Origin of the sequence: Mesorhizobium sp. CA16 (assembly GCF_020165175.1) — a bacterium.
Lineage (GTDB): Bacteria > Pseudomonadota > Alphaproteobacteria > Rhizobiales > Rhizobiaceae > Mesorhizobium.
In genome coordinates, this window is record NZ_JAIUHP010000005.1 from 88,552 (window position 1) to 108,733 (window position 20,182).

Genomic DNA, 20,182 nt, shown 5'->3' on the forward strand with positions numbered 1-20,182 from the left:
TCGGGCTCAGGTACTGACCGAAGTCGAGGCGCGCAGGCTGCAGCCGGTGATCTTGAAGCTGCCGTCCGCTTGTTGCTGCAGCGTATAGACCGCCTCATAATCCTTGCCGTCGGGCCCGATGATCAGCACCTGCTGGATGATCGAGCCGGGTCCGGTCTGCTCGACCTTGCCGAAGGAATAGGATCGGGGCTTGCGCACCGGCGCGTAGCCGTTCGTCACCATGTTCATGAAGGTGTCGACGGTCGGAAAGATCTGCTTCACGTTCGGCGCGGCGAAGCTGTAGGCGGTGGCGCCGTCATCGGCGACGAAGGCCTTCAACTGGCTGTCGATGACTGTCTGCGCGGCCTTGATCTCAGCGTCGCCGGCGAAAGCAAGCGAGGCTATCAACATCGGAACAAGAGCAAGTGCGAACAAAGCGCGGCGCATGGCCTGCCTCCCCGGAATTCGCTTTGGCGAATGCAATCTAACATACGCATCGCGCCATGGCGTGGTTTCACCGGGATGCGAAGATTTCACCATTTCAGCGTCGGGAAGCGGGATCAGGTACTCTTCGAGGTGTGCGGCGCGGGAAGCTTGAAAGCCGGGCAGCAGTCTGCCACAAGGGCCGCTTATTCATGAAGCAGGCTGGCAGGACCGGGCAATGAAGGCATTTTTCGTGCAGATCAAGTGCGACCTGGGCAAGTCCTATGAGGTCGCCAGCGCGCTCGCCGATGCCGAAATCGCCTCCGAGATCTACTCGACCGCGGGCAATTACGACCTGCTTGCCAAATTTTATATCGACGACGAGGAAGACGTTGGCCATTTCGTCAACGAGCGGGTGCAGATTCTGCCTGGAATCAAGGACACCTTCACCATTGTGACCTTCCGGGCGTTCTGACCGGGCCTGTCTGTGCCCCGCCGGAAAGCAGGAGCTGACCCAGCCTTGCTGTCCGTGCCTTGATTCTAGGCAATTTGCATAGAGTGGCCGCCGCGGCTTCCTAAATCTCCGATTGCGCTTGATTTTCTCCGGCGAGGCCAGTGAAATGGTCTCAGAGGGGAGTACGCGATTGGCAGCGTTCGACGAAATGCTTCCGGAAGTTTCCGGATTGAGAAGACCTTATGAGGCTTACGATCGCTGGCTGAAGGAGCAGGACCCAGCCAGGCTTACCCAGAAAATGCAGGATGCCGAGCGCGTCTTCCGCAAGACCGGCATTACCTTTGCCGTCTATGGCGAGCAGGAAGCTTCCGAGCGGCTGATCCCTTTCGACATCGTCCCGCGCATCCTCTCCGGCCAGGAATGGCGCCGGCTGACGCAAGGCATCGAGCAGCGCGTGCAGGCGCTGAACGCCTTTCTCGATGACATCTATCACCGCCAGGAGATCCTGCGTGCCGGGCGCGTGCCGAGGGAGCTTGTCGCGAAGAACGAGGCGTTCCTGCCGGAGATGATCGGGGTCAGGCCGCCGGCCGGCGTCTACACCCACATTATCGGCGTCGACATCGTCCGCATCTCGGAGAACGAATTCTACGTGCTGGAGGACAATGCCCGCACGCCGTCGGGCGTCTCCTACATGCTGGAGAACCGCGAGACGATGATGCAGCTCTTTCCGGAGCTGTTCCAGAAGATCAAGGTTCGGCCGGTCGAGAACTACCCGCAACTCCTGCGCCAGTCGCTGGCCGCGGTGCGGCCGCAAAGCAGCAAGGGTGCGCCGACCATCGCGGTGCTGACGCCGGGTTCGTACAATTCGGCCTATTTCGAACATGCGTTCCTTGCCGACCAGATGGGCGTGCAACTCGTCGAAGGGCAGGACCTGCGTGTCGTCGACGGCCATGTGGCGATGCGCACGACCGAAGGCTACAAGCAGATCGACGTGCTCTACCGGCGCGTCGACGACAACTTCCTCGATCCGCTGACCTTCCGGCCGGATTCCGCGCTCGGCGTGCCCGGCATCATGGATGTCTACCGCGCCGGCAACATCACCATCGCCAACGCGCCGGGAACCGGCATCGCCGACGACAAGGCGATCTATTCCTACATGCCGGAGATCGTCGAGTTCTACACCGGCCGCAAGGCGATCCTCGGCAACATCCCGACCTGGCGCTGCTCGGAGCCGGACAGCCTGAAATATGTGCTCGAGCACATCGGGGAGCTGGTGATCAAGGAAGTGCACGGCTCGGGCGGCTACGGGATGCTGGTCGGTCCGGCGGCGACCAAGAAAGAATGTGAGGCGTTCGCCAAGAAGCTGCAGGCGAAGCCCTCGAACTATATCGCCCAGCCGACGCTGGCGCTGTCGACCTGCCCGATCCTGACCGAAAAGGGCCTGTCGCCGCGCCATGTCGACCTTCGGCCTTATGTGCTGGTTTCGGATCGTATCCAGATTGTGCCGGGCGGTTTGACACGCGTCGCGCTCAAGGAGGGGTCCCTGGTGGTCAATTCCTCACAGGGGGGCGGGACGAAGGATACGTGGGTGCTGGATGATTAAGAGCGAATAGAGAGTAGCGAATAGCGAGTAGCGAATAGCGAGTAGGGAAAAGGGGGATACGACGGCAATCAATTCCTACAGAGATCTGATTGTTTGGAAGGCGGCTTTGAGGTTGGCCGTGGATTGCTATTCGGCCACGAAAGCTTTTCCAAACAGCGAAGCGTACGGAATGATCTCTCAGATAAGACGCTCGGCGGCTTCCATTGCAGCGAATGTTGCGGAAGGTCACGGAAGAGAAAATACGGGAGCTTTCATTCAATTTCTTCGGGTAGCGCAGGGCTCTCTGAAAGAGTTGGAGACACATCTCATCCTGTGCGGAGAGGTTGGGCTGATGGTCGAAGCGAAGGTCGCCAGCTTGCTTGGCCAAACTGACGAAATAGGAAAGATGCTACGTTCGATGATCCGGAGCCTGCAGCAAAAGTCATGAAGTCTTTTTCTCCCTATTCGCTACTCGCTATTCGCTATTCGCTCGACACCGGAGCAAGCTGATATGCTTTTGGGCCGCACCGCAAACGGTCTCTACTGGATGAACCGCTATATCGAGCGGGCCGAAAACATGGCGCGCCTGGTCGATGCGGGATTGCGCATGGCGCTGACGCGCACGCAGAGCGCTTCGGAGGAATGGAACTCGGTCCTGCTCAGCGCCGGCTCGGACATCGCCTTCAGCCAGAAGTACCAGGACTATACCGCCGCCAACGTCTCGGACTTCCTGCTACGCGACACCTCGAACCCGTCGAGCACGATGTCGTCGATCGAGACGGCGCGCAACAATGCCCGCATGGTGCGCACGGCGCTGACCCGCGAGACCTGGGAAAGCATCAACGAAGCCTGGATGTCGCTGAAGCGCATGCTGGCAAGGCCGATCGACGAACGCGACCTGCCGACGGTCCTCGATGCAATCAAGCGTGAGACGGCGCTGATCCGCGGTTCCTTCTACGGCACCATGCTGCGCAATGAGATTTTCGATTTCTCGCAGCTCGGCACCTATGTCGAACGCGCCGACAACACGGCGCGCATCCTCGACGTGAAATATTATGTGCTGCTGCCGTCGCTGTCCTGGGTCGGCTCGACGCTCGACAACTATCAGTGGGAATCGATCCTGCGCTCGGTGTCGGCGCACCGTTCCTATCGCTGGGTTTATGAAGCCGACTACAAGCCGACGAATATCGCCGACTATCTGATCCTCAACGTGCGCATGCCGCGCTCGCTGACTTTCTGCTACCGCTTCCTCGGCGAGCATTTGAAATTCCTCGCCGACGATTACGGTGAACGCCATGCCTGCCATGGCACGGCCGAGAAGATCCAGGCGCTGCTCAAGAGGGGTTCGATCAAGGACATATTCGATCATGGCCTGCACGAGTTCCTGGCCGAGTTCATTCGCGACAACACCAGGCTGGGCGACGAGATCGCCCAGGACTACCGGTTCTATTGAGCACAGCCGAGGCGAGCGTTATGCGGCTCAAGATCACCCATCGTACCGAGTACCGCTACGATCAGCCGGTGCAGTGTCTGCTGCAGCGGCTGCGCCTTTGGCCTTCCAACGGGCGCACGCAGACCGTCGGCTCCTGGGCGATCAAGGTCGAAGGCGCGCGCGAGGAGGTGCGCTTCACCGACCATTTCGGCAACGAGACGCGGCTGGTGAGCGCCGAGAGCGGCAAGAATTCGATCACCGTCGAGGCAGCCGGAGACGTGACCACGCATGATACGGCGGGCGTGACGGGTCCGCATCAGGGCTTTGCGCCGCTCTGGCTGTTCGGACAGCCGACGCCACTCACCGCCGCCGGCGAGGGCATACGTGAACTGGCCGGCACGCTGGGCCAGGGCACCGAGATCGAGCGACTGCACCGGCTGATGGGCGCTATCGGCGAACGCGTCGCCTACAGGCCGGGCACGACCAGTGTCGTGACGCCGGCGGAGGAGGCGCTCGCATTGAAGTCCGGCGTCTGCCAGGACCACTCCCACATCTTCATCGCCGCTGCCGTCGCCCTCGGCTTTCCCGCACGCTATGTCAGCGGCTACCTGATGATGGATACGGCCGTCGAGCAGGCGGCAAGCCATGCCTGGGCCGAGGCCTATGTCGTGGGACTCGGATGGGTTGCCTTCGACCCGGCGAACGGTATCTCTCCCGACGAACGCTATGTGCGGGTGGCGACGGGGCGTGACTATCGCGATGCCTCGCCGGTGTCGGGGATACTGCTGGGGCAGGCGCAAGAGAAGCTTGCCGTCACCGTTACGGTAGAGCAGTAATCTGCGCCGGAATCGCTAGCAGAAGAGCAATCATGACCTATTGCGTCGGCCTCAAGATCGATAGCGGGCTCGTGTTCATGTCGGACACGCGCACCAATGCCGGCATGGATTCGATCTCGACCTTCAAGAAGATGCATGTGTGGGAACAGCCCGGCGAGCGCGTCATCGTGCTGATGTCGGCGGGCAACCTTGCCACGACGCAGGCCGTTGTCAGCCTGCTCGACGAGCGTAACAAGGCGGTCAGCGACCGTCATCCGAAGCTGCTCGAAACTCCCTCTATGTACCAGACGGTGCGGCTGGTCGGCGATACAGTGAAGGAAGTGATAGAGCATGCCTCGCCGAATGGCGACAAGGCGGATTCTTACTTCAATGCCTCCTTCATCCTCGGCGGCCAGATCAAGGGCAGCCCGCCCAGACTGTTCATGATCTATCCGGAAGGCAATTTCATCGAGTCGACCGACGACACGCCTTTCTTCCAGATCGGCGAGACGAAATACGGCAAGCCGATCATCATCCGTGCCTATGATCGGGCAATGAGCCTGGCCGAAACGGTGAAGCTGCTTCTGGTGTCGTTCGACTCGACGCTGAAATCCAACCTCTCGGTCGGGCTGCCGCTCGATCTGCTGTTCCTGGAACAGGATGCGCTCAGTGTGGGGCTGAACCGACGGATCGGCCATGATGATCCTTACTACCGCACCATATCGGACGGCTGGTCCAACGCGCTGAAAATCGCTTTTTCAAATCTGCCGGACTTTCCGGGATAGGGCTTTGCGAGAGCGGTTCGACCGGCCGGTATCTTCGACGGCCGCTGGGGAGGGAAAATATGGACAGCGACGAATTCCGCGATTGGTCGAGGCGCGCCGCCGACTGGGGCGCCGACTATCGCGCCAACCTGCGCGACCGTCCGGTGCGGCCGGCGATCGCGCCGGGCGAGATTTTCAGAAGCATCGAGGCGTCGCCGCCCGAAATGCCGGAGCCGATGGACAGGATCTTCGCCGACTTCGAAGAAAAGATCGTGCCGGGCATGACGCATTGGCAGCATCCGCGCTTCTTCGCCTATTTTCCCGCCAATGCAGCGCCGGTTTCGGTGGTGGCCGAATATCTGGTCTCTGCGATGGCCGCGCAATGCATGCTGTGGCAGACCTCGCCGGCGGCGACCGAACTCGAAACGCGCATCGTCGACTGGATGCGCCAGGCGCTCGGCCTGCCCGTGGGCTTTTCCGGCGTCATCCAGGATTCGGCTTCCTCGGCGACGCTTGCGGCGGTGCTCACCACGCGCGAGCGGGCGCTTGACTGGCAGGGCAACAAAAAGGGGCTGGCCGGGCAGGCGAAGCTACGCGTCTATTCCTCCGACCAGGTCCATACCTCGATCGACCGAGCCATCTGGGTCTCCGGCATCGGCGAGGACAACCTTGTCCGCATCCCGGTCGCCGGACGTTTTCGCGCCATGGATACGCACGCGCTCGAGGCCGCGATCGTTGCCGATCGCAAGGCCGGCCTGCTGCCCGCGGGCATCATCGCCTGCGTCGGCGGCACCAGCACCGGCGGCACGGACGACATCGCGGCGGTGGCCGCGGTCGCTCAGCGGCACGGGCTTTACCTCCATGTCGACGCCGCCTGGGCAGGGTCGGCGATGATCTGCCCGGAATACCGGCATTTCTGGGCCGGCGTCGAAGGCGCCGATTCCATTGTCTTCAATCCGCACAAGTGGCTCGGCGCGCAGTTCGATTGCTCGATCCAGTTCGTGCGCCAGCCGGAAGATCTGGTGCGCACGCTGGCCATCAAGCCGGAGTTTCTGAAGACGCTGGGTCATGACGGCATCATCAACTATTCGGAATGGTCGGTGCCGCTCGGCCGCCGCTTCCGCGCCCTGAAACTTTGGTTCCTGCTGCGCGCCCATGGCCTCGAGGGCCTGCGCACCATGATCCGCAACCATGTCGCCTGGAGCGCAGGGCTTGCCGCGCGCCTTGCCGGGGAAGAGGATTTCGAGCTCGTCAGCGAGCCAATGCTTTCGCTGTTCTCGTTCCGGCACCGCACGGTGGCAGGCGCCGACCCTGACGAGCACAACCTCCGCCTCGTCGACGCCATCAACACCAACGGCCGCATTTACCTGACTCAAACGCGGGTCGATGGGCGCGTAGCGATCCGCTTTCAGGCGGGGCAGTTCGAGTCGACGGCGGCAGATGTCGATGCGGCGTTCGACGTCATAACCGAGATTGCGCGGCGCTTATCCTGAGGCAGCAGACCTGTTCCACACTGGTTTGCCTTTTTTAATCAGGTGATTTTCGTTAGCCGGCTTATACCTTTTCTTCGCTTTCGTTTTCCGATATAGACGGGAAAAAACGAAAATGGAGGACGCGCAATGTTTCTTTCGCCACGCCATGCCGAGATCATCCAGAGGGCGAAAGACCATGGCCGGGTGCTGGTCGATGACCTGGCGACGCATTTCAACGTGACGCCGCAGACCATCCGCAAGGACCTCAACGATCTGTGCGATCAGCGCCTGCTGACCCGTATCCATGGCGGTGCGCTGTTCCCGTCCGGCATCGAGAACATGGAGTACGAGGCACGCCGCAAGATTGCCGCCGACGAGAAGGAGGCGATCGGCAGCGCGGCGGCGCGGCTGATTCCTGACAATGCCTCGCTGTTCATCAATATCGGCACCACCACCGAGGCCGTCAGCAAGGCGCTGCTCGACCATAACGGGCTTATGGTCATCACTAATAATATCAATGTTGCCAATAGGATGCGCATCTACCCCACGATCGAGGTGGTGATTGCCGGCGGCGTTGTGCGCGGTTCCGACGGCGGCATTGTCGGCGAGGCAGCCGTCGATTTCATCCGCCAGTTCAAGGTCGACTACGCCGTCATCGGCGCCTCGGCGATCGATCATGACGGCGCGCTGCTCGACTTCGATTTCCGCGAGGTGAAGGTTGCGCAGGCCATCATCGCAAATGCCCGCCACGTCATCCTGGTTTCCGACCGGACGAAATTCGAACGCACCGCGCCGGTCCGGATTGGCCATCTTTCGCAGGTGAATACCTTCATAACCGATCGTTGCGAGATCCCGTCGATTCGCAGGATTTGCGAGGAAACCGAAGTCCGGCTGATCGAGACAGCGTTCGAATAAGGCACGCCTCGACGGCTTGCTCAGCCGGCTGCGATATTTCGTTTGACATTCGCTTTGAGTTCGAAATAATTCCGTCACGGTTTCGTAAAACACAAAAATGGTGCAATGCGAAATCGTTGGAGGAATCTTTGGACGCATATCCGATTCATGACATTTTCGTCATCGGCGGCGGCATCAACGGCTGCGGCATAGCCCGCGATGCCGTTGGCCGCGGATTTTCAGTTTACCTTGCCGAAATGAACGATCTCGCCAGCGGGACCTCCTCCGGTTCGACCAAGCTCATCCATGGCGGCCTGCGTTATCTCGAATTCTATGAATTCCGGCTGGTGCGCGAAGCGCTGATGGAGCGCGAGGTTCTGTGGAAGAACGCGCCGCACATCATCTGGCCGATGCGCTTCGTGCTGCCCTATGCCAAGGGCCTCAGGCCCGCCTGGCTGATCCGGTTGGGATTGTTCCTTTACGATCATATCGGCGGGCGCAAGCTGCTGCCGGCGACGAAGACGCTGGACATGGCCCGCGATCCGGCAGGCAAGCCGCTCAAGCCTTTGTTCCGCAAGGCTTTCGAGTATTCGGACGGTTGGGTCAACGACGCGCGCCTGGTGGCGCTGAACGCGCGTGACGCCGCCGATCGGGGTGCCATTATCCGCACCCGCACAAAAGTCGTCAGCGCGCGGCGCGACGGTGCGCTTTGGGCCGTGAAAGTGCAGAATGTGCTCACCGGTGATACCGAAGAAGTTCGCGCGCGGCTTCTCGTCAACGCTGCCGGCCCCTGGGTTGATCACGTGCTCTCGACCGCCGTCGGCCAGAACGACGTCCACAATGTCCGCCTCGTCCAGGGCAGCCATATCGTAGTCGGAAAGAAGTTCGACGATCCGCGCGCCTATTTCTTCCAGAACAAGGATGGCCGCATCATCTTCGCCATTCCTTACGAGGAAGAATTCACGCTGATCGGCACCACCGATCGCGACTATCCGGGCGATCCGCATGAGGTGAAGATCTCCGACGCCGAGATCGACTATCTGTGCGCGGCGGCAAGCGAATATTTCGCGCAGCCGGTGAAGCGGTCGGATATCGTCTGGACCTATTCGGCGGTGCGCCCGCTCTATGACGACGGCGCTTCGAAGGCGCAGGAAGCAACGCGCGATTATGTGCTGAAGGCCGATGGCGGGGAGGGTTCTGCCCCCTTGCTCAACGCCTTCGGCGGCAAGATCACCACCTTCCGCCGGCTGGCGGAATCGATGTTGGAGAAGATCGAAGGTTTTCTCGGCAAGCGCGGCAGGCCGTGGACGCATGATGCGCCGCTGCCCGGCGGCGATTTCGCCGCGACCGGCTTCGATGCCCAGGTTGCCAGGTTGAAGAGCGCCTATCCGTTCCTCGACCAGCGGCTGGCGCGCCGCTTCACCCGGCTCTACGGCACGCGGGCGGAAAGGCTGCTCGGGCTCGCCAAGTCGAATGCCGATCTCGGCCGCAATTTCGGCGCCGACCTTTTCGAGGCGGAAGTTCGCTATCTGGCCGAAAACGAATGGGCGGTCACCGCCGAGGACGTGTTGTGGCGCCGCACCAAGCGCGGCCTGCATTTCAGCCGCGAGCAGACGGCGGCATTGGAAGAATTCATGCGCGGACTGAGCAGCCGTCATGTCGCGGCGGCGGAATGAGGATCGACCGCTGATGCGCAAGGCCTGGGAGGAGGCGTGATGCTGGAATTGAGGAACGTGACGAAGACCGTCGGCGCGCAGGAGCATATCCGCGACGTGTCGCTGACGCTTCAGCACGGCTCGCTGAACGTCCTGCTTGGGCCGACGCTCTCCGGCAAGACCAGCCTGATGCGGCTGATGGCGGGCCTCGACGCGCCGACTTCGGGCTCGGTCTGGTTCGACGGCAAGGACGTCACCGGACAGAAGGTGCAGAAGCGCAACGTCGCCATGGTCTACCAGCAGTTCATCAATTACCCGGCGATGACCGTCTACGAGAACATCGCCTCGCCGCTGCGGGTCGCCGGCGTCGAGCAGGCCATGATCGACAAGGAGGTGCGCAACGCCGCGGCGCTCTTGAAGCTGACGCCCTATCTCGAGCGCACGCCGCTCAGCCTGTCCGGCGGACAGCAGCAACGCACCGCGCTTGCCCGCGCCATCGTCAAGAATGCCAGTCTGGTGTTGCTCGACGAGCCTTTGGCCAATCTCGACTACAAGCTGCGCGAGGAATTGCGCGCCGAATTGCCGAAGATCTTCGCCGCGGCCGGCACGATCTTCGTTTATGCCACGACCGAGCCGCACGAGGCGCTTTTGCTCGGCGGCAACACGGCAACGCTCTCGGAAGGCCGCGTCACGCAATTTGGCTCGACGGTCGAAGTGTTCCGCAAGCCCGTCGACCTGGTGACGGCCCGGACCTTCGCCGATCCGCCGCTCAATACCATCGTGCTCTCCAAGAAGGGGCCGGATTTCCTGCTCGAAGGCGGCGTAAAGCTGCCGGTGCCGACGGAACTCGCCGGCATTGCGGACGCCAGCTACACGATCGGCTTCCAGCCGCATCATCTGTCGCTGGAGCGGCCGAACGCCGGCGCCGTGCCGGTGCGGGCCAAGGTCACCATCACGGAGATCACCGGCTCGGAAAGCTTCGTCCATCTCGATTTCGCCGATGCGCGCTGGGTGATGCTTGCGCATGGTATTCTCGATTTCGAGACGGACGACGAGGTCGAGGTGTTCATCGATCCGCGCCACATCATGGTATTCGACCATAACGGCCGCGCCGTGACGGCGTCGAAGCTGGCGGCCTGAGGAGAAAACGATGGCGCGCATCGAGGTCAACCACATCCGTCATTCCTACCTGCCCAACCCGCAGAAGGATTCCGACTTCGCTCTGAAGGAGGTGCACCACACTTTCGAGGATGGCGGCGCCTACGCGCTGCTCGGGCCTTCGGGCTGCGGCAAGACTACCTTGCTCAACATCATTTCGGGACTGCTGCACCCCTCGCACGGGAAGTTGCTGTTCAATGGTCGGGACGTGACCAGGCTGTCGACGCAGGAGCGCAATATCGCGCAGGTGTTCCAGTTCCCGGTCATTTACGACACCATGACCGTCTACGACAATCTGGCCTTCCCGCTGCGCAACCGGCGCGTGCCGGAAGCCGATGTCGACCGCAAGGTGCGCGAGACGCTCGACATGATCGATCTCGCTTCGATGGCGAACAGGAAGGCGCGCCGGCTCACCGCGGACCAGAAGCAGAAGATCTCGCTTGGACGCGGCCTGGTGCGCTCCGACGTCAACGCCATTCTGTTCGACGAACCGCTGACGGTCATCGACCCGCATATGAAGTGGGTGCTGCGCTCGCAGTTGAAGCAGCTGCACCGCCGCTTCGGCTACACCATGGTCTATGTCACACACGACCAGACCGAAGCGCTGACTTTCGCCGACCGCGTCGTGGTCATGTATGACGGCGAGATCGTGCAGATCGGCACGCCTGCCGAACTTTTCGAGCGTCCGCGCCACACCTTCGTCGGTTATTTCATCGGCTCGCCGGGCATGAACGTGCTGCCGGTTGCGCTGGAAGGCAGGACGGCGAAGCTCGGTGTCCAGCGCATCGAATTGCCGGGCCTGCCCAAGGCCGAAGCCGGCGCCGTCGAGCTCGGCATTCGTCCCGAATATGTGCGGCTCGGCCGCGAGGGCATGACGGTGCAGGTCAGCAAGGTCGAGGACGTCGGCCGCCACAAGGTGGTTCGCGCCAATCTCGAGGGCAGGGAGATCGCCGCGGTGATCGGCGAGGACGACGAGGTGCCGGCCGAACCGAAAGTCCGCTTCGATCCGGCCGGCATCAACATCTATGCCGATTCCTGGCGCGTCGAGATGGGGGCATAGATGGACAAGACCTGGAATAACAAGGCCTGGTTCCTTGTCCTGCCGGTGCTGGTGCTGGTGGCGTTCTCGGCCGTCATCCCGCTGATGACGGTCGTCAACTATTCGGTGCAGGACACGTTCGGCAACAACGTCTTCTTCTGGGCCGGCACCGAATGGTTCGAGGACCTGCTGCACTCCGACCGTTTCTGGGAAGCGATGGTGCGCAACCTGATCTTCTCCTTCATCATCCTGGCGATCGAGGTGCCGCTCGGCATCTTCATCGCGCTCAACATGCCGAAGAAGGGCTGGGGCGTGCCGGTCTGCCTGGTGCTGATGGCGCTGCCGCTGCTCATTCCGTGGAACGTCGTCGGCACGATCTGGCAGGTCTTCGGCCGCAACGACATCGGCCTGCTCGGCTATTACATCAACGCGCTCGGCATCGACTACAACTACGTCCAGGATCCGATCGATGCCTGGGTCACCGTCATCATCATGGATGTCTGGCACTGGACCAGCCTGGTCGTGCTGCTTTGCTATGCCGGCCTGGTCTCGATTCCCGACGCCTTCTACCAGGCGGCCAAGATCGACGGCGCGTCGCGCTGGGCGGTGTTCCGCTACATCCAGCTGCCTAAGATGCAGCGCGTGCTGCTGATCGCCGTGCTGTTGCGCTTCATGGACAGTTTCATGATCTATACCGAGCCCTTCGTCGTCACCGGCGGCGGTCCCGGCAATTCGACCACCTTTCTGTCGATTGACCTGGTCAAGACGGCGCTCGGCCAGTTCGACCTCGGCCCCGCGGCGGCGATGTCGCTGGTCTACTTCCTGATCATCCTGTTGTTATCGTGGGTGTTCTACACCGTGATGACCAACTACGACGCGGAGCGCTGAGATGGTGGGCGCCAACGAGACGACGCGCGTGAGCGAGACGGCGGTCACCGAAGTGGGCAGCACGCTGTCGCAGGACGAGGTGGCGAAGCTGATGCGCCGCCGCGGCGAGGAATCGCGCTGGTGGTGGATCGTGCCGACGGTCTACATCATCATTATCCTGCTACCGATCTACTGGCTCATCAACATGAGCTTCAAGACCAATGCGGAGATCGTGTCGTCGCTGACGCTGTTCCCGCATAATCCGACACTGGCGAACTATCGCACCATCTTCACCGACCCTTCGTGGTATTCGGGCTATATCAATTCGATCACCTATGTGGTGATGAACATGGTGATATCGGTGGCGGTGGCGCTGCCGGCGGCCTACGCCTTCTCGCGTTACCGCTTCCTCGGCGACAAGCATTTGTTCTTCTGGCTTTTGACCAACCGCATGGCGCCGCCCGCGGTGTTCGCGCTGCCGTTCTTCCAGCTCTATTCGGCGTTCGGCCTGATCGACACCCACATCGCCGTGGCGCTGGCGCACTGCCTGTTCAACGTGCCGCTCGCGGTGTGGATCCTCGAAGGCTTCATGTCCGGCGTGCCGAAGGAGATAGACGAGACCGCCTATATCGACGGCTATTCCTTCCCGCGCTTCTTTCTGAAGATTTTCATGCCGCTGATCGCGAGCGGCATCGGCGTCGCCTGCTTCTTCTGCTTCATGTTCTCGTGGGTGGAGCTCTTGATCGCGCGCACGCTGACCACGACGGACGCCAAGCCGATCGCCGCCACCATGACCCGCACGGTCTCTGCCGCCGGCATGGATTGGGGTCTGCTCGCCGCCGCCGGCGTGCTGACGCTGATCCCCGGCGCCTTGGTTATCTGGTTCGTGCGAAATTATATCGCCAAGGGCTTTGCCCTGGGGAGGGTCTAAAGCCATGAATCTCGACTTCTCCTGGATGGCGTGGACGTGGCCGACGGCCGCCTTCTTCATCGTCATTGTGCTGATGCTCTTTGGCATGGGCGTCTGGGAATATGCCTCGCCCGGCGGTCATCCGCGCATCGGGGTGCTGCGCTTCGAGACGACGCGCGGCGATCGTTTGTTCCTGTCGCTGCTTGGCAGCGCATTTATCCATCTCGCTTGGCTGGGTCTGGTTGGACCCAACCTGTGGTGGGCTCTCGCTCTCTCCGTGGTCTACGCCGTTGGCGTGTTCCGATACGTATAGAGGGGGAATAGCCGGAGCGGCCGCGTGCTGGCGGCCGCCCGGATCGCACTTGCAACTTAAGACTGGAGGAGACACATGCGACGGCAATTTCTAACATCGACGACAGCCCTTGTCCTTTTGCTGGGAGGGGGCCATGCCTATGCCGGTATGGACGAGGCAAAAGCCTTTCTCGACAAGGAGATAGGCGACCTGTCGACGCTTTCACGCGCCGACCAGGAAAAGGAAATGCAGTGGTTCATCGACGCAGCCAAGCCGTTCGCCGGCATGGACATCAAGGTCGTTTCGGAAACCATCGCCACGCACCAATACGAGTCACAGGTGCTGGCACCGGCCTTCTCCGCCATCACCGGCATCAAGGTCACACATGACGTCATCCAGGAAGGCGACGTCGTCGAGAAGATCCAGACCCAGATGCAGACCGGCCAGAACCTCTATGACGGCTGGGTCAACGACTCCGACCTGATCGGCACGCATTGGCGCTACCAGCAGGTGCGCAACCTGACCGACTGGATGGCGAACGAGGGCAAGGACGTCACCAATCCGAACCTCGATCTGAAGGACTTCATCGGCACGTCGTTCACGACGGCGCCCGACAAGAAGCTCTATCAACTCCCCGACCAGCAGTTCGCGAATCTCTACTGGTTCCGCTACGACTGGTTCAACGACGAGAAGAACAAAGCCGACTTCAAGGCCAAATACGGCTACGACCTTGGCGTTCCCGTCAACTGGTCGGCTTATGAGGACATCGCCCAGTTCTTCACCGGCCGCGAGATCGACGGCAAGAAGGTCTACGGCCATATGGACTACGGCAAGAAGGACCCGTCACTCGGCTGGCGGTTCACGGACGCCTGGCTGTCCATGGCCGGCAATGGCGACAAGGGCATTCCGAACGGCCTGCCCGTCGACGAATGGGGCATCAAGGTCGACGAGAAATCGCGTCCTGTCGGCTCCTGCACGGCGCGTGGCGGCGATACCAACGGCCCGGCCGCGGTCTACTCGATCCAGAAATATCTCGACTGGCTGAAGGCCTACGCTCCGGCGGAAGCCCAGGGCATGACCTTCTCCGAATCCGGCCCGGTGCCGGCGCAGGGCGGGGTCGCGCAGCAGATCTTCTGGTACACCGCCTTCACCGCTTCGATGGTCGACGCCGGCGCCAAGGCGGTGCTGAACGACGACGGCACGCCGAAGTGGCGCATGGCGCCGTCGCCGCACGGCGTCTACTGGAAGGACGGCATGAAGCTCGGTTACCAGGACGTGGGTTCCTGGACACTGATGAAGTCGACGCCTGACGATCGCGCCAAGGCCGCCTGGCTCTACGCGCAGTTCGTCACCTCGAAGACGGTCGACGTGAAGAAGAGCCATGTCGGCTTGACCTTCATCCGCGAGAGCACGATCCACGACAAGAGCTTCACCGAGCGCGCTCCGAAGCTCGGCGGCCTGATCGAGTTCTATCGCTCGCCCGCCCGCGTCCAGTGGTCGCCGACCGGCACCAACGTGCCTGATTATCCGAAGCTGGCGCAGCTCTGGTGGCAAGCGATCGGCGATGCCTCTTCCGGCGCCAAGTCGGCCCAGGAAGCGATGGACTCGCTCTGCGCCGAGCAGGAAAAGGTCATGAGCCGCATCGAGAAGTCGGGCGTCCAGGGCGACATCGGCCCGAAGATGGCCGAAGAGCACGATCTTGCCTACTGGAACGCCGACGCGGTCAAGAAAGGCAATCTCGCTCCTCAGTTGAAGATCGAGAACGAAAAGGAAAAGCCGGTCACCATCAACTACGACGAACTGGTGAAGAGCTGGCAGCAGCAGTAACTGCATGACGCGGGCGTGCTTGCCCATGTCGGAAGTGCAGGGGAGGCGGCTTTGCCGTCTCCCCTGTTGCATGAAAAGCGGAGGGATGCGGAATGAGCGGTTTTGTGCTGGCCATCGATCAGGGAACGACCTCGACCAGGGCGATACTGTTCGACGACAAGATGAAAGTCGCCGGCACCGGCCAGCAGGAATTCGCGCAGCATTATCCGGCTTCCGGCTGGGTCGAACATGACCCGGAAGACATCTGGGCAAGCGTTCTCGCCACGGTGAAAGCGGCGTTGAAGGCCGCCGGCCGCACGGCATCGGATGTGGCCGCGATCGGCATCACCAACCAGCGCGAGACCGTCGTCATCTGGGACAGGGCGACCGGCAAGCCTATCCATAACGCGATCGTTTGGCAGGACCGCCGCACCGCGCCGATCTGCCAGAAGCTGAAGAAGCAGGGACTGGAGAAGACATTCACGAAGAAGACCGGCCTGCTGCTCGACCCCTATTTCTCCGGCACCAAGATCGCCTGGATGCTGGACAAGGTGAAGGGTGCCAGAAGGCGCGCCGAGAAGGGCGAACTGCTTGCCGGCACCATCGACAGCTTCCTCATTTGGCGGCTGACCGGCGGCCAAGTGCACGCCACCGACGCGACAAATGCCTCGCGCACGCTGGTCTACAACATCGAGAAGAATATCTGGGACGACGAGCTGCTTTCGATCCTGAAGATTCCGGCCGCGATCCTGCCGCAGGTGAAGGACTGCGCCGACGATTTCGGCGTCACCGAGAAGAGCCTTTTCGGGGCCGAGATGCGGATCCTCGGGGTGGCCGGCGACCAGCATGCGGCGACCATCGGCCAGGCCTGCTTCGAGCCCGGCATGATGAAATCCACCTACGGCACGGGCTGCTTCGCGCTGCTCAACACCGGCGCCGATCTGGTGCGTTCGAAGAACCGGCTTTTGACCACCATCGCCTATCGGCTCAACGGCAAGACAACCTACGCGCTGGAAGGCTCGATCTTCATCGCGGGCGCAGCCGTGCAGTGGCTGCGCGACGGCATCAAGGTGATCGGCAAGGCCGAGCAGAGCGGAGTATTGGCTGCGGCCGCCGACCCTGCGCAACAGGTCTATCTGGTGCCGGCCTTCGTCGGCCTCGGCGCGCCGCATTGGGACGCGGATGCGCGCGGCGCGATCTTCGGGTTGACGCGCAATTCGGGCCCGGCCGAGTTCGCCCGCGCGGCACTCGAATCGGTCGCCTTCCAGACGCGCGACCTGCTCGACGCCATGCGCAAGGACTGGAAAGGCGCCTCGGCCAAGACGGTGCTTCGCGTCGACGGCGGCATGGTGGCATCCGACTGGACCATGCAGCGGCTCGCCGACATTCTCGACGCACCGGTCGACCGTCCGACGATCCTGGAGACGACGGCGCTGGGCGCGGCCTGGCTTGCCGGGTCGAGGGCGGGTGTCTGGCCGAAAGCGAAGGACTTCGCCAAGAGCTGGGCGCTGGAGCGGCGCTTCAAGCCGGAGATGGACGCCGCAACGCGGGGTGCGAAACTGGCCGGATGGCGCGATGCGGTGCGCAGGACGCTGAGTGTGTGAAGCGGTTTACGGGACCGGGCGAACGGGAAATGCAGCCGGATTGGTATCCTGCCTGGCGCGATGAGGCCTTTGAACAGCTCATCGCTAAGAATGCGCGCCTGGCGAAAGATTTTCGCCTCGGCAGTTGGTCGCGTTACGACTACGATTTGACGGGCAGGAAAGCTGCTGTTCTCCGACCGGAGTGGAGTCAAGGTCGTTTCGGAAATCCAGGTTGCGGGCTCTACCAGCGCCAAGGCTGGCAATTGGCTCTGGGCTTGGGCCAATTCGATTTGGCCTTCGGAGTTCATAACTGACGCCCAGTCAGCTCGATCTTTCGGTGAGAAGCACGGCATCGGCGAGCTAACTCAAGACTATGTGACGGACGAAGATCTTAATGCACTCGGTTGGGAATTGACCTCGGCAGCGGCTCGGATTTGCAACGCCTGCGGAGCCTATCGCTCTCCTTCTGATGACGGCGTAGGTCTGTATCTGATTTTGAAGAACATTAGCTGGGCCAGTTGAATTCGGCTGAAGGGCAACGAGAGAGCCCGCGCCTTGCGGCACGGGCTCAGTCAACGGCCCTGGGTACTGACTGGAGGCTGTCAGTAGGGCGAGACGCACTGCTGACGCGGGCCGTTGTTAGGCTGGAAGGTGTTGTCCGAGGCGCGATAGGAGCGGTAGCGGTCGTAGCACCACTGCACGTGCGCGTTGCCGCGATAGAGGCGGTTGTTCTCGCTGTTGACGATGGCGCCGGTGATCAGCGCGCCGGTCGCGAAAGCTGCCAGCGGAAACCAATAGTCGCCATGCCGGCGATAGCCGCGGCGATACTCACGATAGCCGCGATGGCCGTTCCAGTATACGGCGTCACCACGACGCGAGAAATCCCGGTTGAAGCTGCGGTGCCTTCTCCAGTCCCGATACTGCACGGTCTGAAGATCTGACGACAGGCCCTGGGGTTGCGGTACATAAGCTGGCTGAGCGTTGACCGGCACCATCTCCGCCGCGAGGAACGACGCCGAGAGAGCGGTTGCCAACAGGCCGGATGCGATCTTGTTCATTGATCTTCTCCTCGATGGTTGATGGGGACGTCCTGTTTTGCGAAACGGGCCCGAATTGCAATGGTTCCCGTTCCAGCATCAGCCCATTGTGTCAGCCCATTGTTATTGTAGGGCTTTCTGAAGCAGCCCCAGGCCGGGCCATTGGCGCAGGCATCGAAAGCCGTTCACCCGCGGCGTCCCTTCGAATCCGTTCAAGAAATCCGCCTTGGAAGCCCGTCTTTTTCCGGTTGACCGGCCGCGGCACTCTCCCTATGTTCCGCGCAATTTCGAGGGCGGCGTTCCGAGCCCACGGGAGCGCGTAGCTCAGCCGGTAGAGCAACTGACTTTTAATCAGTAGGTCATGGGTTCGAATCCCATCGCGCTCACCAAAATTTTTAACATCAAATAGATGCGAGAACCGACCCACGGGCCCTTCCATGTCCGGGGCGTTCGAAGCAGCACATTTGTCTGCGTCTCCGGCAATCGGAACAAAAACTTGGGCGCGGCTGTTTCCCTGTTGAAGGGACCGCAATCTGGGATGCGGATACAGTGGACGTACTGAACTTGGAACTGGCCAGGGCCAGGCTGCGCGTCAAGCGCGCAGAAACTTCGCTCAATCATGCAAAAGAAATGCTGGATGAAGAATGTGGCGTCGGGATCAATCTCGCGCTGTGCGACCGCATAAGGTCGGAGAAGAAGCGAGTGGCGGAGGCCAGAAAGCGGCTGATGAAGATCGCTTCGAACGCCTCAGCGTAACGGGGTGACTTGCCCGAAGGCAAGAGAGATCCTGCCGCGTTGCCTTGTCCCTGGATGGGGTCGTGGTTAAACTCGGCGCCTCCGAGGGAGGCTCCAGGATGGCACTTGACCTTTCGGTAGATTCACAGGCGCCCAAGGCGGCGACGCCGCCGGGCAGATATCTTTTCGGCCCGGTCGCCGATTTCCTGATGCTCGGCGGCAGCGCGTTTCTGATCCTGCCACTGCTGTTCCTGGTGCCGCGCGAGTATGAAGGCTCATTGGCCGCGACGATGGTCGTCGTGGCCTATTTGGTGAACTATCCGCACTTCGCCCACTCCTACCAGATTTTCTACCGCAATTTCGGCCGCAAGGCGCGTGGCGAGGGCTACGACAGAAGCCTGCAGCTCCGCTACATTTTCGCCGGCGTCATCGTGCCAGTGGTCATGGCCCTGTTCTTTGCCTATGGCGCGGCGACGTCGAACACGCGGCTGCTCGGCTTCGCGGCCAACGCGATGTTCTTCTTCGTCGGCTGGCACTACGTCAAGCAAGGCTACGGCATGCTGATGGTCGACGCCGTCCTGAAGCGCAAATTCTTCGACGACCGGGACAAGAAGGTGCTGCTCGTCAACAGCTATGCGGTGTGGATCCTGGCCTGGCTGCAGACGAATACGGCCGTGACGCAGGGGCAATATTACGGCCTTCAATATTACACCTTCGCGGCGCCGTCATGGATCACCGACATTGCCGTGCTGGCGGCCGTCGGATCGACGGCGGCCACGCTTTTCATGCTGGTCAACCGCTGGCGAAGGAATGCCGGCGGACTGCCTTACAACGGCATCGTGGCCTATGTCGCCTCGCTCTATCTCTGGATCCTGATCGCCAGGATTAACCCGCTCTGGCTGCTCGTGGTGCCGGCGCTGCACTCGCTGCAATATCTGGCCGTGGTGTGGCGCTATCAAACCAATGTCGAGCGTGACGTCTCGGATGCCGCGCGGGATCCGGAGCCGAAGATATTATCCGTGCTCGGGCCCCGCTACAGGCTGCGGGTGCTGGGATTCATCATTGGGGGCGGCGCGCTTGGCTATCTCGGCTTCTGGCTGATCCCCTTCGTGCTGACCGCCCTGGTTCCCTACGACAAGCAGGTGCTCGGTTCGTCGCTGTTCTTCTTCATCGTGCTGATCTTCATCAACGTGCACCACTATTTCCTCGACAACGTGATGTGGCGCCGCGGCAATCCCGAAGTGTCGAAATATTTGTTCCGGTAGGAGGATCCAAACCCGGAACT

The 20,182-nt window shown here is 61.6% G+C and carries 22 protein-coding genes and 1 tRNA gene; 21 read left to right on the forward strand and 2 right to left on the reverse strand.

The window, feature by feature from the left end; all coding sequences use genetic code 11:
• Positions 1 to 6 precede the first annotated feature (6 nt).
• On the reverse strand, positions 7 to 426 hold the full coding sequence (locus LB525_RS09685; RefSeq protein ID WP_224528943.1) for a DUF4864 domain-containing protein: 420 nt from the start codon (positions 424 to 426) through the stop codon (positions 7 to 9).
• 214 nt (positions 427 to 640) lie between these two features.
• Here LB525_RS09685 and LB525_RS09690 point away from each other — a divergent pair, with 214 nt between their 5' ends.
• The 18 genes from LB525_RS09690 (at position 641) to LB525_RS28695 (ending at position 17,647) form a co-directional block, all read left to right on the forward strand.
• On the forward strand, positions 641 to 877 hold the full coding sequence (locus tag LB525_RS09690; RefSeq protein ID WP_040995065.1) for an Lrp/AsnC ligand binding domain-containing protein: 237 nt from the start codon (positions 641 to 643) through the stop codon (positions 875 to 877).
• A gap of 169 nt (positions 878 to 1,046) precedes the next feature.
• Positions 1,047 to 2,459: a circularly permuted type 2 ATP-grasp protein gene (locus LB525_RS09695; RefSeq protein WP_224544446.1), complete on the forward strand. Its 1,413-nt coding sequence runs from the start codon at positions 1,047 to 1,049 to the stop codon at positions 2,457 to 2,459.
• 67 nt (positions 2,460 to 2,526) lie between these two features.
• On the forward strand, positions 2,527 to 2,886 hold the full coding sequence (locus LB525_RS09700; RefSeq protein ID WP_224544581.1) for a four helix bundle protein: 360 nt from the start codon (positions 2,527 to 2,529) through the stop codon (positions 2,884 to 2,886).
• A 63-nt stretch (positions 2,887 to 2,949) separates the two neighbouring features.
• Positions 2,950 to 3,891 carry an alpha-E domain-containing protein gene (locus LB525_RS09705; protein WP_095765309.1) on the forward strand — a complete coding sequence of 314 codons (942 nt, stop codon included), beginning with the start codon at positions 2,950 to 2,952 and terminating at the stop codon, positions 3,889 to 3,891.
• A gap of 20 nt (positions 3,892 to 3,911) precedes the next feature.
• On the forward strand, positions 3,912 to 4,706 hold the full coding sequence (locus LB525_RS09710; protein ID WP_224544447.1) for a transglutaminase domain-containing protein: 795 nt from the start codon (positions 3,912 to 3,914) through the stop codon (positions 4,704 to 4,706).
• Between the two features lie 32 nt (positions 4,707 to 4,738).
• Complete coding sequence (locus LB525_RS09715; RefSeq protein WP_095765311.1) at positions 4,739 to 5,470, forward strand: peptidase; 732 nt, start codon at positions 4,739 to 4,741, stop codon at positions 5,468 to 5,470.
• Positions 5,471 to 5,529: 59 nt separating this feature from the next.
• Positions 5,530 to 6,942: a pyridoxal phosphate-dependent decarboxylase family protein gene (locus LB525_RS09720; RefSeq protein WP_224544448.1), complete on the forward strand. Its 1,413-nt coding sequence runs from the start codon at positions 5,530 to 5,532 to the stop codon at positions 6,940 to 6,942.
• A 126-nt stretch (positions 6,943 to 7,068) separates the two neighbouring features.
• Positions 7,069 to 7,836 carry a DeoR/GlpR family DNA-binding transcription regulator gene (locus LB525_RS09725; RefSeq protein WP_140545843.1) on the forward strand — a complete coding sequence of 256 codons (768 nt, stop codon included), beginning with the start codon at positions 7,069 to 7,071 and terminating at the stop codon, positions 7,834 to 7,836.
• A 128-nt stretch (positions 7,837 to 7,964) separates the two neighbouring features.
• Complete coding sequence (gene glpD, locus LB525_RS09730) at positions 7,965 to 9,491, forward strand: glycerol-3-phosphate dehydrogenase (RefSeq protein WP_095765612.1); 1,527 nt, start codon at positions 7,965 to 7,967, stop codon at positions 9,489 to 9,491.
• 39 nt (positions 9,492 to 9,530) lie between these two features.
• Complete coding sequence (locus LB525_RS09735) at positions 9,531 to 10,610, forward strand: ABC transporter ATP-binding protein (protein ID WP_224544449.1); 1,080 nt, start codon at positions 9,531 to 9,533, stop codon at positions 10,608 to 10,610.
• Positions 10,611 to 10,620: 10 nt separating this feature from the next.
• Positions 10,621 to 11,688, forward strand: coding sequence for an ABC transporter ATP-binding protein (locus LB525_RS09740; RefSeq protein WP_224544450.1), 1,068 nt, complete (start codon positions 10,621 to 10,623; stop codon positions 11,686 to 11,688).
• Positions 11,689 to 12,555, forward strand: coding sequence for a carbohydrate ABC transporter permease (locus LB525_RS09745; RefSeq protein ID WP_095765316.1), 867 nt, complete (start codon positions 11,689 to 11,691; stop codon positions 12,553 to 12,555).
• Between the two features lies 1 nt (position 12,556).
• On the forward strand, positions 12,557 to 13,465 hold the full coding sequence (locus tag LB525_RS09750; RefSeq protein WP_224544451.1) for a carbohydrate ABC transporter permease: 909 nt from the start codon (positions 12,557 to 12,559) through the stop codon (positions 13,463 to 13,465).
• A 4-nt stretch (positions 13,466 to 13,469) separates the two neighbouring features.
• On the forward strand, positions 13,470 to 13,757 hold the full coding sequence (locus tag LB525_RS09755) for a DUF2160 domain-containing protein (RefSeq protein ID WP_095765318.1): 288 nt from the start codon (positions 13,470 to 13,472) through the stop codon (positions 13,755 to 13,757).
• Positions 13,758 to 13,832: 75 nt separating this feature from the next.
• Positions 13,833 to 15,563 (forward strand): ABC transporter substrate-binding protein, encoded by a 1,731-nt coding sequence (locus LB525_RS09760; RefSeq protein ID WP_224544452.1) that lies wholly within the window; start codon positions 13,833 to 13,835, stop codon positions 15,561 to 15,563.
• Between the two features lie 92 nt (positions 15,564 to 15,655).
• Positions 15,656 to 17,146 carry a glycerol kinase GlpK gene (glpK, locus tag LB525_RS09765; RefSeq protein WP_224544453.1) on the forward strand — a complete coding sequence of 497 codons (1,491 nt, stop codon included), beginning with the start codon at positions 15,656 to 15,658 and terminating at the stop codon, positions 17,144 to 17,146.
• The gene (locus LB525_RS09770) at positions 17,143 to 17,439 is read left to right on the forward strand and encodes a hypothetical protein (protein WP_224544454.1); all 297 of its coding nucleotides are present in this window, start codon (positions 17,143 to 17,145) and stop codon (positions 17,437 to 17,439) included. Before glpK ends, LB525_RS09770 begins: the two co-directional genes overlap by 4 nt.
• Entirely contained in the window at positions 17,351 to 17,647 is a 297-nt protein-coding gene (locus LB525_RS28695; RefSeq protein ID WP_411971016.1) for a DUF6882 domain-containing protein, read from the forward strand. The genes LB525_RS09770 and LB525_RS28695 overlap by 89 nt, the downstream gene beginning before the upstream one ends.
• 80 nt (positions 17,648 to 17,727) lie before the next feature.
• Here LB525_RS28695 and LB525_RS09775 read toward each other — a convergent pair whose 3' ends face one another.
• The gene (locus tag LB525_RS09775; protein WP_224544455.1) at positions 17,728 to 18,183 is read right to left on the reverse strand and encodes a BA14K family protein; all 456 of its coding nucleotides are present in this window, start codon (positions 18,181 to 18,183) and stop codon (positions 17,728 to 17,730) included.
• Positions 18,184 to 18,475: 292 nt separating this feature from the next.
• On the opposite strand from LB525_RS09775, the gene LB525_RS09780 reads away from it, so the two are divergent.
• From LB525_RS09780 to LB525_RS09790, 3 genes are all read left to right on the forward strand, one after another.
• Positions 18,476 to 18,551: transfer RNA gene (locus LB525_RS09780), tRNA-Lys, on the forward strand.
• Positions 18,552 to 18,711: 160 nt separating this feature from the next.
• On the forward strand, positions 18,712 to 18,918 hold the full coding sequence (locus LB525_RS09785) for a hypothetical protein (RefSeq protein WP_224528907.1): 207 nt from the start codon (positions 18,712 to 18,714) through the stop codon (positions 18,916 to 18,918).
• Positions 18,919 to 19,016: 98 nt separating this feature from the next.
• Complete coding sequence (locus LB525_RS09790; RefSeq protein ID WP_224528904.1) at positions 19,017 to 20,162, forward strand: hypothetical protein; 1,146 nt, start codon at positions 19,017 to 19,019, stop codon at positions 20,160 to 20,162.
• Positions 20,163 to 20,182 lie beyond the last annotated feature (20 nt).

Bases quoted from the DNA above. Each gene is read 5' to 3' on its own strand.
- LB525_RS09685 (WP_224528943.1), bottom strand. From the start codon at position 426: ATGCGCCGCGCTTTGTTCGCACTTGCTCTTGTTCCGATGTTGATAGCC.
- LB525_RS09690 (WP_040995065.1), top strand. From the start codon at position 641: ATGAAGGCATTTTTCGTGCAGATCAAGTGCGACCTGGGCAAGTCCTAT.
- LB525_RS09705 (WP_095765309.1), top strand. From the start codon at position 2,950: ATGCTTTTGGGCCGCACCGCAAACGGTCTCTACTGGATGAACCGCTAT.
- LB525_RS09710 (WP_224544447.1), top strand. From the start codon at position 3,912: ATGCGGCTCAAGATCACCCATCGTACCGAGTACCGCTACGATCAGCCG.
- LB525_RS09715 (WP_095765311.1), top strand. From the start codon at position 4,739: ATGACCTATTGCGTCGGCCTCAAGATCGATAGCGGGCTCGTGTTCATG.
- LB525_RS09720 (WP_224544448.1), top strand. From the start codon at position 5,530: ATGGACAGCGACGAATTCCGCGATTGGTCGAGGCGCGCCGCCGACTGG.
- LB525_RS09725 (WP_140545843.1), top strand. From the start codon at position 7,069: ATGTTTCTTTCGCCACGCCATGCCGAGATCATCCAGAGGGCGAAAGAC.
- LB525_RS09735 (WP_224544449.1), top strand. From the start codon at position 9,531: ATGCTGGAATTGAGGAACGTGACGAAGACCGTCGGCGCGCAGGAGCAT.
- LB525_RS09740 (WP_224544450.1), top strand. From the start codon at position 10,621: ATGGCGCGCATCGAGGTCAACCACATCCGTCATTCCTACCTGCCCAAC.
- LB525_RS09745 (WP_095765316.1), top strand. From the start codon at position 11,689: ATGGACAAGACCTGGAATAACAAGGCCTGGTTCCTTGTCCTGCCGGTG.
- LB525_RS09750 (WP_224544451.1), top strand. From the start codon at position 12,557: ATGGTGGGCGCCAACGAGACGACGCGCGTGAGCGAGACGGCGGTCACC.
- LB525_RS09755 (WP_095765318.1), top strand. From the start codon at position 13,470: ATGAATCTCGACTTCTCCTGGATGGCGTGGACGTGGCCGACGGCCGCC.
- LB525_RS09760 (WP_224544452.1), top strand. From the start codon at position 13,833: ATGCGACGGCAATTTCTAACATCGACGACAGCCCTTGTCCTTTTGCTG.
- glpK (WP_224544453.1), top strand. From the start codon at position 15,656: ATGAGCGGTTTTGTGCTGGCCATCGATCAGGGAACGACCTCGACCAGG.
- LB525_RS09775 (WP_224544455.1), bottom strand. From the start codon at position 18,183: ATGAACAAGATCGCATCCGGCCTGTTGGCAACCGCTCTCTCGGCGTCG.
- LB525_RS09790 (WP_224528904.1), top strand. From the start codon at position 19,017: ATGGCACTTGACCTTTCGGTAGATTCACAGGCGCCCAAGGCGGCGACG.